The organism is Streptomyces sp. NBC_01433, from assembly GCF_026340105.1.
Classification (GTDB): domain Bacteria; phylum Actinomycetota; class Actinomycetes; order Streptomycetales; family Streptomycetaceae; genus Streptomyces.
The window spans coordinates 4,840,011-4,854,220 of sequence record NZ_JAPEPM010000001.1 but is presented as its reverse complement, the minus strand read 5'-3'; the positions used below and the strand labels follow the sequence as shown (position 1 = coordinate 4,854,220).

At 70.1% G+C, this 14,210-nt stretch carries 11 protein-coding genes; all 11 read right to left on the bottom strand.

Annotated elements, in window-relative coordinates:
• Positions 1 to 15: 15 nt before the first annotated feature.
• The 11 genes from OG413_RS21845 to OG413_RS21795 all read right to left on the bottom strand — a co-directional run bounded on the left by OG413_RS21845 (position 16) and on the right by OG413_RS21795 (position 14,207).
• Positions 16 to 735, bottom strand: a complete 720-nt coding sequence (locus OG413_RS21845) for a YggS family pyridoxal phosphate-dependent enzyme (protein WP_266807979.1) — start codon at positions 733 to 735, stop codon at positions 16 to 18.
• Between the two features lie 6 nt (positions 736 to 741).
• Positions 742 to 1,500 (bottom strand): peptidoglycan editing factor PgeF, encoded by a 759-nt coding sequence (gene pgeF, locus OG413_RS21840; protein ID WP_266807977.1) that lies wholly within the window; start codon positions 1,498 to 1,500, stop codon positions 742 to 744.
• Entirely contained in the window at positions 1,497 to 2,711 is a 1,215-nt protein-coding gene (ftsZ, locus tag OG413_RS21835) for a cell division protein FtsZ (RefSeq protein WP_266807975.1), read from the bottom strand. The genes pgeF and ftsZ overlap by 4 nt, the downstream gene beginning before the upstream one ends.
• A gap of 276 nt (positions 2,712 to 2,987) precedes the next feature.
• Positions 2,988 to 3,782, bottom strand: coding sequence for a cell division protein FtsQ/DivIB (locus OG413_RS21830; protein WP_266807973.1), 795 nt, complete (start codon positions 3,780 to 3,782; stop codon positions 2,988 to 2,990).
• A 49-nt stretch (positions 3,783 to 3,831) separates the two neighbouring features.
• Positions 3,832 to 4,926 (bottom strand): undecaprenyldiphospho-muramoylpentapeptide beta-N-acetylglucosaminyltransferase, encoded by a 1,095-nt coding sequence (gene murG, locus OG413_RS21825; protein ID WP_073725270.1) that lies wholly within the window; start codon positions 4,924 to 4,926, stop codon positions 3,832 to 3,834.
• Positions 4,927 to 4,932: 6 nt separating this feature from the next.
• Entirely contained in the window at positions 4,933 to 6,390 is a 1,458-nt protein-coding gene (gene ftsW / locus OG413_RS21820) for a putative lipid II flippase FtsW (protein WP_266807970.1), read from the bottom strand.
• Between the two features lie 116 nt (positions 6,391 to 6,506).
• The gene (gene murD, locus OG413_RS21815; protein ID WP_266807968.1) at positions 6,507 to 7,949 is read right to left on the bottom strand and encodes a UDP-N-acetylmuramoyl-L-alanine--D-glutamate ligase; all 1,443 of its coding nucleotides are present in this window, start codon (positions 7,947 to 7,949) and stop codon (positions 6,507 to 6,509) included.
• Positions 7,931 to 9,001, bottom strand: coding sequence for a phospho-N-acetylmuramoyl-pentapeptide-transferase (gene mraY, locus OG413_RS21810; RefSeq protein WP_073725268.1), 1,071 nt, complete (start codon positions 8,999 to 9,001; stop codon positions 7,931 to 7,933). The genes murD and mraY overlap by 19 nt, the downstream gene beginning before the upstream one ends.
• Positions 8,998 to 10,419, bottom strand: a complete 1,422-nt coding sequence (gene murF / locus OG413_RS21805) for a UDP-N-acetylmuramoyl-tripeptide--D-alanyl-D-alanine ligase (protein ID WP_266807966.1) — start codon at positions 10,417 to 10,419, stop codon at positions 8,998 to 9,000. The genes mraY and murF overlap by 4 nt, the downstream gene beginning before the upstream one ends.
• 4 nt (positions 10,420 to 10,423) lie before the next feature.
• Entirely contained in the window at positions 10,424 to 12,016 is a 1,593-nt protein-coding gene (locus tag OG413_RS21800) for a UDP-N-acetylmuramoyl-L-alanyl-D-glutamate--2,6-diaminopimelate ligase (RefSeq protein ID WP_266810287.1), read from the bottom strand.
• A gap of 184 nt (positions 12,017 to 12,200) precedes the next feature.
• A complete protein-coding gene (locus OG413_RS21795; RefSeq protein WP_266807964.1) occupies positions 12,201 to 14,207 on the bottom strand; it encodes a penicillin-binding protein 2 in 2,007 nt (668 codons plus the stop codon).
• Positions 14,208 to 14,210 lie beyond the last annotated feature (3 nt).

Sequence of the window (14,210 nt, the reverse complement as noted above, 5' to 3'; positions counted from 1 at the left end):
ACTTGCTTCGCGACGTTACCCGAGCCTGGGTCGGACTCCGAGTACCGCCGTACCGACGCGTACATGTGTCGCTCCGGCCGCTACGGCATCCTCAAGGTCCGCACTCATCCCCGCGGAGACCATGGTGGCAGCCGGACGGTCGGAGCGCAGGCGGGACGCGAATTCCATCAGCCGGTCGAATGCGGCCCGTTGCCGCCCCGCGTACGGGCCGGCGAGGGGTGCGACCGTCATCAGACCGCCGAGCCGGAGCCCCGGCGCGGCGTCCACCGCGGCGGCCAACTCCTCGATCGCGTCCGGCGCGACACCGCCGCGCTCACCCCGTTCGCCACTGTCCGCGTCCAGGGCGACCTGGATGAGGCAGTCGAGTTCACGCTCGCCGCGCACCACGGCAGCGGACAGCGCTGTGACCAACTTGGTACGGTCCACCGACTGCACGACATCGGCATAACTGGCCACAGAACGAACCTTGTTCGTCTGCAATTGTCCGACAAAGTGCCATGTCAGCGACAGATCCGCACAAGCAGCGGCTTTGGGCGCCGCGTCCTGGTCGCGATTCTCCGCGACATGACGCACACCGAGTTCATGCAAGATCCGCACATCGCTCGCGGGATAGGTCTTCGTGACCACAATGAGGGTCACTTCTTCCCTTTTACGACCGGCTGTTGCACAAGCGGAAGCAATACGTTCCTCCACCTGTGCCAGATTTTCGGCTAGTTGAGCCCTACGTTCCGTCATGCCCTATCAGTCCAACCAGACATATCCGGCGAGCCGCCCCGTGGTGCGGTCGCGGCGGTACGAGAAATGGTCGCCCGATTCCAGGGTGCAGAACGGCGAGCTGTGCCGGTCGCTCACGCCGAGGGCGTCGAGCTGGGCGTGCACTCCGGCGGTGACATCCACGGCCGGTGTTCCCCAACTGGTCTCGGACCAGGAGGCGGGAACGGTCTCCGCGACCTCCGCCCGCATCCCCTCGGGGACTTCGTAGCACCGCCCGCACACGGCCGGGCCGGTGTGCGCGGTGATACGGGAGGGTTCGGCGCCGAGGCCGATCATGGCCTCGATCGCGGCCGGTACGACTCCGGCGACCAGACCCGGCCGCCCCGCGTGCGCCGCCGCGACGACTCCGGCGACCGGGTCGGCGAGCAGAACGGGCGTGCAGTCGGCGGTGAGGACGGCGAGCGGGACTCCGCGACGGGCGGTCACCACCGCGTCCACGGCCGGGATTTCCGGGGTCTCGCCCCAGGGCCCGTCCACCACGGCCACGTCCCGCCCGTGCACCTGGTTCATCCAGACGACCTGCGCCGGGTCGAGACCGAGGTGACGGGCGGCGCGCTCGCGGTTCGCGCGTACGGCGGCGGGGTCGTCTCCGACCGCGCCGCCGAGGTTGAGCTCCTCGTACGGAGCGGCGCTCACTCCGCCCCACCTGTCGGTGAAGGCGAAGTGCGCGCGACCCGCGGAGGCCACCGCGTGAACCGCGGGTACTGCGTGACGCTGACCTATCACTTCAAGAAATCCGGTACATCCAGCTCTTCGGCCTGGGTGTCCTGGTAGGGACGGGCCGGCGGGACGTGCGGAGCCGAGACCGGCGGAAGCTGGCTCTCGCTCGACACCGGGGTGGACTCGGCCTGGGCCGGGGCCTCCTCGCGCAGCGGCAGGGATCCCAGACCGCCGGTCTGGCGCACGGGCTCGGCGGCCCGTACCGGCGTGGCCGGCTCCTCGCGCTTGCTGGAGTTGGCCCCCAGGACGTTCTCGCGACGGGCCGGCGGCTGTCCGCCGTCGAAGCCCGCGGCGATCACGGTGACCCGCACCTCGTCGCCCAACGCGTCGTCGATGACGGCGCCGAAGATGATGTTCGCCTCGGGGTGCGCCGCCTCGCTCACCAGCTGGGCGGCCTCGTTGATCTCGAAGAGACCGAGGTCGCTGCCGCCGGAGATGGAGAGCAGGACACCACGGGCGCCGTCGATGGACGCCTCCAGGAGCGGCGAGGAGATCGCCATCTCCGCGGCGGCCACCGCGCGGTCGTCCCCGCGGGCCGAGCCGATCCCCATGAGCGCCGATCCGGCCTCGGACATGACCGACTTGACGTCGGCGAAGTCGAGGTTGATCAGGCCCGGGGTGGTGATGAGGTCGGTGATGCCCTGGACACCCGAGAGCAGTACCTGGTCGGCCGACTTGAACGCGTCGAGCACACTGACCTGGCGGTCCGAGATGGACAGCAGTCGGTCATTGGGAATGACGATGAGGGTGTCGACCTCTTCGCGGAGTTCGGCGATGCCGTCCTCCGCCTGGTTCGCGCGTCGCCGGCCCTCGAATGTGAACGGGCGGGTGACCACGCCGATCGTCAGGGCGCCGAGCGAGCGCGCGATGTTGGCGACGACGGGTGCGCCGCCGGTGCCGGTGCCGCCGCCTTCTCCGGCGGTGACGAAGACCATGTCGGCCCCCTTGAGGACCTCCTCGATCTCCTCACGGTGGTCCTCTGCCGCCTTGCGACCGACGGCCGGGTTTGCCCCGGCGCCGAGGCCACGGGTGAGTTCACGGCCGACGTCGAGCTTGACGTCGGCGTCGCTCATCAACAGGGCTTGCGCATCAGTGTTGATCGCGATGAACTCGACGCCCTTGAGACCGACCTCGATCATTCGGTTGATGGCATTGACACCACCGCCGCCGACACCGATGACCTTGATGACTGCGAGGTAGTTCTGCGGTGCTGCCACGTCGAAGGCCTCTCGCCTCGAGTTACGTGTCGCCGCTTCACGGGATTCCCGTGGCGACGACGGATGCCGATGGGGACGGTCCGAACGCCGACCCAAACCCTAACGTTGAAGTTTAGGGTTACCAGTGTGTCTGCTTCTTGGACTCTTCCGAACAGGACACTAAGTCGACAAGTGGCGCACGTTCAACGAACACGCCGAACCTCCCGTTTTTCTTTTCACCCTATGTGATCACCCGTGTCGCTGACCAACCAGGGTGCTGGCCAGGCCAAATGTGCGTCAACTCGCCGAAACCGCAGGGGCGGTGGGCGCGCTCACGTCGAAGTGCCCCGCTTTGGGAGAGGCTTTCATGAGAGCGGCGAGGACTCTCGCCTTCACCGCGCCCTCTTCGCCACTGCCCCAGGCCACCACGCGCCCCCGGGTCAGCTCCAAGGAGATCGAGTCGTACGAGGTGACCCGTACGACCTTGGTGTCCCTGGAAACGTTCCCCGGAAGATCGCCCGCGACCCGGACCGCTTCCCGCAACAGTCGGTCACTGCCGAAGCGGCGCAGACTCGCTGACTGATCAGGTGTCAATTTCAGCAGAGGTACGCCCCGGGGCGCTTTGTCCACCGTCGCGAAGCGCACGCCTTTCGCGTCCACTTCAATGAACTTTGCGCCCTTTTCCACCAACAGGACCGGCTTTCGTTCGGTCACTTTAAGGCCGATGCCGTGCGGCCATGACCGTACGACATCCACTCTGTCGATACGAGACAACTTCTGGCGCAACCTGTTTTCCATGGCCCCCGTGTCCACGGAAATCAGCGGCGCCCCGATCGGCACCGCCGCCGCCCGCTCCACCTCGGCACGGGTCAGCACGCCGACGCCGGTGGTGCTCACGCGCTCCACCCGCAGCCAGGACGATCCGTAGAGCACCCAGACGACGCCCGCGGTGAGCAGCGCCACCGCGACGGCGATCAGGATCAGCAGTGTACGGCGGCTCGGCCGGCGCCTCTCGGTGCCGATGTGCGGCGGGCGGGCCGGGGTGTCCGCCCGCTTGCCCGCACCGCGCTGGGCGGTCGTCCCTCCGGCCACGCTCGCTCCTTCACCGGACCCGGGGCGCGCGCCCCGGGTCCGCACCGCCTCACGCCTGGCGGCGTGCGGCAATCGCTTCGTACACCATGCCGACGAGCAGGTCGTCGGCGTCACGCCGGCCGAACTCCGCCGCGGCGCGCGACATCTCGTACAGCCGGTGCGGATCGGACAGCACCGGAAGGACGTTGCCCTGCACCCACTCGGGGGTGAGCGCCGCGTCGTCCACCAGCAGGCCGCCGCCCGCGTTGACCACCGGCTGGGCGTTGAGCCGCTGTTCGCCGTTGCCGATCGGCAGCGGGACGTAGGCGGCGGGAAGCCCGACGGCGGAGAGTTCAGCGACGGTCATCGCGCCCGCGCGGCAGAGCATCATGTCGGCCGCGGCGTACGCGAGGTCCATCCGGCTCACATACGGTACCGGGATATAGGGCGGCATTCCGGGCATGTTGTCGATGCGCGGCAATTCGTTCTTCGGGCCGACCACGTGGAGGATCTGGATTCCGGAGCGCTGGAGCAGCGGCGCGACGCGCTGGACCACCTCGTTGAGGTGCCGGGCGCCCTGCGAGCCGCCGGAGACCAGCAGCGTCGGCAGGTTGGGGTCCAGGCCGAAGGCGGCGCGCGCCTCGGGGCGGACCCGGGCGCGGTCCAGGGTGGCGATGGTGCGGCGCAGCGGGATGCCGATGTAGCGGGCGCCGCGCAGCTTGCTGTCCGGGGTGGAGACGGCGACCCCGTGCGCGTACCGCGAACCGATCTTGTTGGCCAGGCCCGGACGCGCGTTGGCCTCGTGGACGACGATCGGCACTCCGGCGCGTTTGGCCGCGAGGTAGCCGGGCAGGGCGACGTAGCCGCCGAAGCCGACCACGCAGTCCGCCTTGGTGCGCTCCAGGATCTGCTCGGCGGCCTTGATCGTGCCGCGCAGCCGTCCCGGGACGGTGATCAGTTCGGGCGTGGGTTTGCGCGGCAGCGGTACGGCCGGGATCAGCGCCAGTTCGTACCCCCGCTCGGGTACGAGCCTGGTCTCAAGTCCGCGTTCCGTACCGAGGGCAGTGATTCCCACGGTCGGGTCCTGCCTGCGCAGGGCGTCTGCGAGGGCAAGCGCGGGCTCGATGTGGCCGGCGGTCCCCCCACCGGCGAGTACGACATGCACCGAAATTCACCGCTCTCCGGACGGACGCTTCTTGACGCGCCGTCTCATCGTCTTCCATCTCACCCCGGGCCTCCGCATGGCCAGGGCCGCCTTCGTGGCGGGATCATCTCGCGCGAAGGCAATCATCAGCCCGACAGCGAACATGGTCGGCAGCAGAGCCGACCCTCCGTAGGAGAACAGCGGGAGCGGGACCCCGGCGATCGGCAACAGGCCGAGCACCGCACCGATGTTGATCACGGCCTGCGCCGTGATCCAGGTGGTCACACCTCCCGCGGCGTACCTCACGAAGGGGTCCTCCGTGCGTCCGGCCACGCGGATACCCGCATAGCCTAGAGCCGCGAACAGGGCGAGCACCGACAGCGTCCCCGCCAACCCCAGTTCCTCACCGGTGATCGCGAAGATGAAGTCGGTGTGTGGTTCGGGCAGTTGACCCCATTTTTCCACACTCGCCCCCAGCCCGGAACCGAACCATCCGCCGGATGCCAGGGCGTAGATTCCGTGTACGGCCTGCCAGCAGGAGGCGTCCGGGCCGGGATCGCTGAACGCCGTGCATTCGAGCCGGGCCATCCGGTTCGGGCTGGTCTTGATCAGCAGGAATCCGATGACCCCGGCGAAGGCGAGTACCCCCGCGAACAGCCGGGTCGGCGCACCGGCCAGCCAGAGCAGGCCGAACAGGATCGCGGTGAGAATGATCGCAGTTCCCATGTCGCCGCCGAGCATGATCAGCCCGAGCAGCATGAAGGCGACCGGGACGACCGGGACGAGCATGTGCTTCCACTGTGTCAGCAGCCGCTTGTCCTGTTTGCGGGCCAGCAGGTCGGCGCCCCACAGGATGAGCGCGAGCTTGCCGAACTCACTGGGCTGGAGCTGGAAGGGGCCGCCGAGATAGATCCAGTTCTGGTTGCCGTTGACCGACATCCCTATCCCCGGCACCTGGACCAGCACCATCAGGAAGACCGTGCCCATGAGCAGCGGGTAGGCGAGCGCCCGGTGGAGCTTCACGGGCATCTTCGCGGCGATCAGCATCAGTCCGGCACCGATGACCGCGGCGAGGAACTGCTTGCGGAAGAAGTAGGTGGCGGGCCGGTCGATGTCCAGCGCCTTGATCATCGAGGCGGAGTAGACCATCACGAGCCCGAGCACGGTGATCAGGAGGCTGGAGCCGAGGATCAGGTAGTACGCGGTCAGGGGCCGGTCCCAGGCCCGGCGTGCCTGCTCGTACAGTCGGCGCGGACCGCCGCCGCGCGGTGTCCTGGTGCCTCCGGAGCCACGGCCGCCGCCGCGGGGCGCCGGGGGCCGCCGGGAGCCGGTGGCCAGCCGCCCGCGCAGGGCGAGGCCCAGGGGCGGCGGGGCGCCCGCAGGGGCGGGCGGAGCAAGGAGGCGCGGGGTGAGCGCCCGGCTGAGCGCCCCGCTCGCGCGGGCGCGGTCCGGTCCGCGCGCGGCGGAACTCTCGTCGGCCGGCATTGTCGCTGTCCCCTCCACTGCTCGTGCCCGGGGCTGGTGGCGGGCCCGGGAGCCTGCGGCGGTGCCGCGGGCGGCCCGGTGGCACCGGGACACCCGTGGCGCGGCGGCCGGGCCCGTCAGTCGCGCTCGTCGGCGAGTGCGCGGACCGCGTCCGCGAACGCCTCGCCCCGCTTGTTGTAGTTGGCGAACATGTCCATCGAGGCGCAGGCCGGTGCCAGCAGTACGGTGTCGCCCGGCCGGGCGAGCCGTGCCGCTTCCCGGACCGCCTCGGACATCGCCCCAGTGTCGGTCCGGTCGAGGTCGACCACCGGTACCTCGGGGGCGTGTCGCGTCAGGGCTTCGCGGATCAGCGCCCGGTCGGCGCCCATCAGCACGACCCCGCGCAGGTGCTTGGCGGCACCGGTCACCAGCTCGTCGAACGTGGCGCCCTTGGCGAGGCCCCCGGCGATCCAGACGACCGGGTCGTAGGCCGCGAGGGAGGCTTCGGCGGCGTGGGTGTTGGTGGCCTTGGAATCGTCGACGTACACGACGTCCCCGACATCCGCCACGTGCTCGATGCGGTGGGCGTCCGGGCGGAAGGCCCGCAAACCGTCGCGGACCGCCGCGGGCTCGACGCCGAAGGCGCGGGCCAGCGCGGCGGCGGCGAGGGCGTTGGCGATGTTGTGCGGGGCGGGCGGGTTGACGTCGCCGACCTCCGCGAGTTCCTGGGCCTGCTTCTGCCGGTTCGCCACGAAGGCGCGGTCGACGAGGATGCCGTCGACCACGCCGAGCTGCGAGGGACCGGGGGCGCCGAGGGTGAAGCCGATGGCACGGCAGCCCTCCTCGACGTCGGCCTCGCGCACCAGGTCCTCGGTGGCCGGGTCGGCGACGTTGTAGACGCAGGCGACGGTGTTGCCCTCGTAGATCCGGCCCTTGTCGGCGGTGTACGCCTCCATCGAGCCGTGCCAGTCGAGGTGGTCCGGGGCCAGGTTGAGCACGGCCGCGGAGTGGGCGCGTACCGAGGGCGCCCAGTGCAGCTGGTAGCTGGAGAGCTCGACGGCGAGTACGTCGTACGTCTCCTCGCCGAGCACCGCGTCCAGCAGCGAGACGCCGATGTTGCCGACGGCCGCGGTGCGCAGCCCGGCCGCTTCGAGGATCGAGGCGAGCATCCGTACGGTGGTGGTCTTGCCGTTGGTGCCGGTGACCGCGAGCCAGGGGGCCGGCTCCCCGCCGTTCAGTCCGCGCAGCCGCCAGGCGAGTTCGACGTCGCCCCAGATGGGGACGCCCGCCTCGGCGGCTGCCAGGAAGAGCGGCTTGTCCGGCTTCCAGCCGGGGGCGGTCACGACGAGCTCGGTGGACTCGGGCAGGGTCGCGCCGTCGCCGAGGCGCACGGTGATGCCGTGCGCCTCCAGTTCGGCCGCCTGGGTACGGCCGCGCTCGTCGTCGCCGTCGTTGACGACGGTGACGAGCGCTCCGAGGCGGTGCAGGGCACGGGCCGCGGGGATACCGCTGACGCCGAGTCCGGCGACCGTGACGCGCTTGCCCTGCCAGTCCACGTCGCTCACTTCTTGGCTGCCCATCCCGCGTAGAAGAGGCCGAGGCCGACGATCACGCACATGCCCTGGATGATCCAGAAGCGGACCACGACAAGGACTTCGGACCACCCCTTGAGTTCGAAGTGGTGCTGGAGCGGTGCCATCCGGAAGACCCGCTTGCCGGTCATCTTGAACGAACCGACCTGGATGACCACGGACATGGTGATCATCACGAAGAGGCCACCGAGGATGGCCATCAGGAACTCCGTACGGGAGCAGATCGCGAGCCCGGCCAGCGCGCCGCCGAGGGCGAGCGAACCGGTGTCACCCATGAAGATCTTGGCGGGCGAGGTGTTCCACCACAGGAAGCCGAAACAGGAGCCCATGAGGGCTGAGGCCACCACGGCGAGGTCGAGCGGGTCGCGTACCTGGAAGCAGGCGCTGGGGTTGGTCAGGGTGTCCGCGTTGGCGCAGGACTCCTGGAACTGCCAGAGGCCGATGAAGGTGTAGGCACCGAAGACCATCACCGAGGCACCGGTGGCCAGGCCGTCCAGACCGTCCGTCAGGTTCACGCCGTTGGACATCGCCAGGATCATGAACAGCGCCCAGACACAGAACATCACCGGGCCGATCGACCAGCCGAAGTCCTCGACGAACGAGAGCCGGGTGGAGGCGGGGGTGTTGCCGCTGGAGTCGGCGAACTGGAGCGAGAGCACCGCGAAGGCGACACCGACGATCAGCTGGCCCGCCAGCTTCGCCTTGGCCCGCAGACCCAGCGAACGCTGCTTGACGATCTTGATGTAGTCGTCGAGGAAGCCGACGAGCCCCATCCCGGCCATCAGGAACAGCACGAGGACGCCGGAGAAGCGCATGTCCTCGCCCGTGATCACCTTCGCCAGGACGTACGCGATGATCGTCGCCAGGATGAAGGCGATGCCGCCCATGGTGGGCGTGCCCTTCTTGCTGCCATGCGTGCGCGGGCCGTCGTCCCGGATGAACTGCCCGTATCCCTTGCGGGCCAGGAGCTTGATCAGCAGCGGGGTACCGACCAGGGTCAGAAAGAGCCCTATGGCCCCCGCGAAGAGGATCTGCCTCATCGGCCGGCGACCTCGCCCTCGGTCGAGTTCTCCAGCAGTGCCAGGGCGACCTTCTCCAGGCCGACCGACCGGGACGCCTTCACCAGCACGACGTCTCCCGGGCGCAGTTCACTGCGCAACAGGTCGACGGCCGCCTGTGCGTCGGACACGTGCACCGACTCCTCACCCCACGAACCCTCGTTATATGCGCCCAGTTGCAGCCAGGAGGCTTCTCTTCCTCCGACAGCGACGAGCTTGCTGACGTTGAGCCGAACGGCGAGCCGTCCGACCGCGTCGTGCTCGGCGAGCGACGCCTCGCCGAGCTCGGCCATCGGACCGAGCACCGCCCAGGTGCGCCCCCCTCCGGCCTGTCGGGCCTTGCCCATGGCAGCCAGCGCACGCAGTGCGGCTCTCATGGATTCGGGGTTCGCGTTGTAGGCGTCATTGACGACCGTCACACCGTCCGGACGCTCGGTGACCTCCATGCGCCAGCGGGAGAGGGTGCCCGCTTCGGAGAGCGCCTCGGCGATCTCAGTCACGGACATGCCCAACTCATGGGCGACGGCGGCCGCGGCGAGCGCGTTCGACACGTGGTGCTCACCGTACAGGCGCAAGGTCACGTCGCTGCACCCGGTGGGTGTGTGGAGCTCGAAAGCGGGACGGCCGTCCTCGGTCAGCCTGACCTTCTCGCCCCGTACGTCCGCATCCGGGGCCTCTCCGAAGAGGAGGACACGGGCTTTTGTACGGGAGGCCATGGCGCGCACGAGGGGGTCGTCCGCGTTGAGGACGGCGACGCCCTCCTCGGGGAGGACCTCGACCAGTTCGCCCTTGGCCTGCGCGATGGCCTCCCGGCTGCCGAACTCGCCGATGTGGGCGGTGCCGACGTTGAGGACCAGACCGATCCTCGGCGGGGTCAGGTCGGCGAGGTAGCGGATGTGGCCGACGCCTCGGGCACCCATTTCGAGGACCAGGTGCCGGGTCTCCGCGGTGGCGCGCAGCGCGGTGAGCGGCAGGCCGATCTCGTTGTTGAAGGAGCCCGGCGTCCAGACTGTGGGGGCCTTGCGCGCCAGGATCTGGGCGATCAGGTCCTTGGTGGAGGTCTTGCCCGCGGAGCCGGTGAGGGCGACGACGGCGGTGCCGAGGCGTTCCACGACGGCACGTGCGAGGGTGCCGAGCGCGGCTTCGACATCGTCCACGACGATCGCCGGAACACCGACGGGGCGGGCGGCGAGCACTGCTGCCGCGCCCGCCTCGACGGCGCGCTGCGCGTAGTCGTGGCCGTCGGCCTGCTCCCCGGCGAACGCGGCGAACAGACTGCCGTGCTCCACCTCTCGGGAGTCGATGACGACGGGGCCGACGACGACGACTGCCTGATCCGGTATGTCGTGCGGCTGCCCGCCGACGATTTCGGCGATCTCGGCGAGGGAAAGGGTGATCACTGGGTCATCCCTGACTGTTGTTCTCGTGGTGAGGGGCTCGGTCCGTGACGCTCGGGGGTGCGTCGTCGGCGCGTCCGCGCCCCAGGGACCGTTCGATGGCTGCGCGCAGGACCAGGCGGTCGTCGAAGGGGCGTACCACCCCGTGGATGTCCTGGCCCTGTTCATGTCCCTTGCCCGCGACGAGGACGGTGTCGCCGGGCTCGGCGCGGGCGACCGCGGCGGCGATGGCCGCGGCGCGGTCGGCGTCGACCAGGACGTCACCGCGCTCGTGGACGGGCACCTCGGCGGCGCCCGAGAGCATCGCGGCGAGGATCGCGAGGGGGTCCTCGGAACGGGGGTTGTCCGAGGTCAGTACGGCCGTGTCGGCGAGGCGGGCCGCCGCGGCGCCCATCGGGCCGCGCTTGGTCATGTCGCGGTCACCGCCGCAGCCGAGCACGATGTGCACCCTGCCCTCTGTGACCTTCTGCAGCGAGCGCAGGACCGATTCGACGGCGTCGGTCTTGTGGGCGTAGTCGACGACCGCGAGGTAGGGCTGTCCCGCGTCCACCCGCTCCAGCCGTCCCGGGACGCCGGGGACGGCCGCGATGCCGTCGGCGGCGGTCTGCGGGTCGACGCCCGCGACGGCCAGGGTGACGATCGCGGCGAGGGTGTTGGCGACGTTGAACGGGCCCGGCAGCGGGGCCTTGGCGGCGATCCGCTCGCCCTTGGGGCCGACCGCCGTGAAGGTGCTGTCCTGCGGGCCGACTTCGACGTCCTCGGCGTGCCAGTCGGCGTCCGGGTGACCCTCGGCGGAGAAGGTGACGACCGGTACGGTCGCCTCCGTGATCAGCCTGCGGCCGTACTCGTCGTCGAAGTTCACGACTCCCCGCCGGCTGCGCCGCGGGGTGAACAGCTGCGCCTTGGCCTGGAAGTAGTCCTCCATGCCGGTGTGGAACTCCATGTGTTCCGGGCTGAGGTTGTTGAAGACGGCGACGTCGAAGACACAGCCGTCGACCCGTCCGAGGACCAGGGCGTGGCTGGAGACCTCCATGGCGACCGCCTCGACGCCGCGTTCGCGCATGACGGCGAACAGGGCCTGGAGGTCGGTGGCTTCGGGCGTGGTGCGCTCGGACTTGATGCGCTCGTCGCCGATCCGCATCTCGACGGTGCCGATCAGCCCGGTGCTGCGTCCGGCGCCGCGCAGTCCGCCTTCGACCAGATACGCGGTGGTGGTCTTGCCGGACGTTCCGGTGATGCCGATCTGGAGCAGGCCGACGCCCGGCCGCCCGTAGATCTCGGCGGCGAGCTCGCCCATCCGGCCGCGCGGGTCCTCGGTGACCAGCACCGGGAGTCCGGTGGCGGCGGCGCGCTCGGCGCCCGCCGGGTCGGTGAGGACCGCGGTGGCACCGAGGCCGGCGGCCTGGGCGGCGAAGTCGGCGCCGTGGAAGCGGGCGCCGGGCAGGGCCGCGTACACATCGCCCGGCCGTACCGCCCGCGAGTCATGGGTGATGCCCGTGACCTCGCCGGTTCGCGGTGCTTCGACCTGGAGCCGGGCTGCCAGCTCGCCGAGGGAAGTGGGCCGGAGCCGGTCCGGTCGGGGCGCTCCCGGATAGGTCACAGGCGCGTCCTTCTGGATGGTTTGGGACTGATCAGCGTGGGGCACGGCGGTGAGCGTACCGGGCTGACCCGGCCTCTCGCGAAGCGAGGGACCCGGGTTGCGGTAGTTCTCGTTCCGGTTCCCGGGATCGGGGGTGATCGTTGTCACTGGGGCTTCCCTCGGGGCGTGCTCGCGCACCCCCTTGTCACTCGCCGGGCTTGAAGGACACCGGCAGCCGGGCGGGCTCGCTGCCGGACGGTGGGGTCTGGAGCGTCTTCAGCGCGAACTCCATGACCTGCTTGTAGATCGGTCCACAGATCTGGCCGCCGAAGTAGCTGCCACTGGTCGGGTTCTGGATCGCGCAGTAGACGGTGATCTGCGGATTGTCGGCGGGCGCGAATCCCGCGAAGGAGGCCGTGTAGCCCTTGTAGACGCCGCGTACCGGGTCGACGCGGTTGGCCGTACCGGTCTTGCCCGCGACCCGGTAGCCGGGGATCTTGGCCTTGGTCCCGGTACCTTCCTCGTCGCCGACGACGGACTCCAGCATGGACGCCAGCGTCTTGGCGGTCTTCGTGCTGACCACCCGGCTCTTCTCGGGGGCCGGGACCGCGGTGTAGCGGCCGTCGGAGCCCTTGGTGCCGCGTACGAGGCTGGGGGCGACCCGGACCCCGTCGTTGGCGATCGTGGAGTAGACCGACGCGGCCTGTACGGCGTTGAGCGAGAGCCCCTGCCCGAACGGGATCGTGTACTGCTGCGAGGTCGACCAGTCCTGCGGCTCGGCCAGGATGCCGGGCGACTCGCCGGGGTAGTCGAGCCCGGTCTTGCTGCCGAGCCCGAACTTGCGCAGGTACGAGTGCAGGACCTTGTTGGACTCGGGCTGGGTCTTGCCGAGCTGACCGGTGGCCAGGATGGTGCCGATGTTGCTGGACTTGGCCAGTACGCCGTTGAGTGTCAGGTACCAGGTGGGGTGGTCGATGTCGTCCTTGAAGAGCCGGTCGCCGCGGTGCAGCCGGTTGGGGACGGTGACGTGCGTGCCGGGCGTGGCGGCGCCCTCCTCCAGCACGGCGGCCATGGACATGACCTTGCTGGTGGAGCCGGGTTCGTACACGTCCTGAAGGGCCGCGTTGCCCAGGGCGGCCCCGTTGACCTGCGAGAGGTCGTTCGGGTCGTAGCCGGGGGCGTTGGCCATGGCCAGCAGTTCGCCGGTCCTCGTGTTCTGCACGATGACATAGCCGCGGTCGGCCTTGGACTTCTTGACCTGGTCGGCGATGGCCCGCTGGGCGGCCCACTGGATGTCCCGGTCGATGGTCAGCTCGATGTCGGAGCCGGACACGGCCGGGATCTCCCGGGCGCCCGCGGTGGGCACCCTGCGGCCGCCGGACTGGGCGTACCTAATCTTGCCGTCCTCGCCCGCGAGCTGTTTGTTCAGCTGCGATTCGAGTCCGCCGCCGCCCTTGCCGTCGGCGCTGACGAATCCCAGTATCCCGGCGGCGAGGTCGCCGTTGGGGTAGACCCGCTTGGTGGTCGGCTCCTGGAGGACACCGGCGAGCACGTTGGCCCCCGGGCCGCCGTTGGCCTTGTCCTTGGCTGCCTTCTCGGCGAAGACCGACTTGAGGTCCTTGATCTGCTTCCAGACCTGCGGGGTCTGCCGCCGGGCCAGGACGGTGTAGCGGCTCTTGGGCGTCGACAGCTTCTTGGTCAGCTCCTCGACGTCCTTGTCGAGGATGGGCGCGAGGAGGGCCGCCGCCTGCTGCGGTGCGTCGGCGGCCTTGCTGTCCTCGGGCGTGAACATCTTGGGGTCGGCGGTGATGTCGTGCGCGTCCACGCTGGTGGCCAGGGCGATGCCCCTGCGGTCGGTGATCTCGCCGCGCTCGGCGGCCACCGTGTACTCCAGGTAGCGATTCTCGTCGGCCTTGGCCGCGTACGCACTGGCGTCGACGGCCTGGACCTGGAGCAGCCGGGCCACGAAGACCAGCATGACGACCGTCAGGCCGAGGCCGACCAGGCGCAGCCGGGGGCGGGGACTGCCCAGACGCAGCGAGCGCCCGGCGCGGTTGCGAGCCGTCCTGTTGCCCGGCCGCCGGGGAGCGGGGCGCGGGCGTCCGGCCTCGGGGCGCGCGGTGGACCGGGAGCGGCCGGAGCCGCCCGCTCCGTTGCCGCGCGGGCGCGGGGGGCCGGGTACGCGGCGGCGCGGCGGTTCCTTGGGCGGCACTGC

Excerpts from the sequence above, each read along its gene's own strand:
- OG413_RS21845 (WP_266807979.1), bottom strand. The coding sequence starts at position 735 with ATGACGGAACGTAGGGCTCAACTAGCCGAAAATCTGGCACAGGTGGAG.
- ftsW (WP_266807970.1), bottom strand. The coding sequence starts at position 6,390 with ATGCCGGCCGACGAGAGTTCCGCCGCGCGCGGACCGGACCGCGCCCGC.
- mraY (WP_073725268.1), bottom strand. The coding sequence starts at position 9,001 with ATGAGGCAGATCCTCTTCGCGGGGGCCATAGGGCTCTTTCTGACCCTG.
- murD (WP_266807968.1), bottom strand. The coding sequence starts at position 7,949 with ATGGGCAGCCAAGAAGTGAGCGACGTGGACTGGCAGGGCAAGCGCGTC.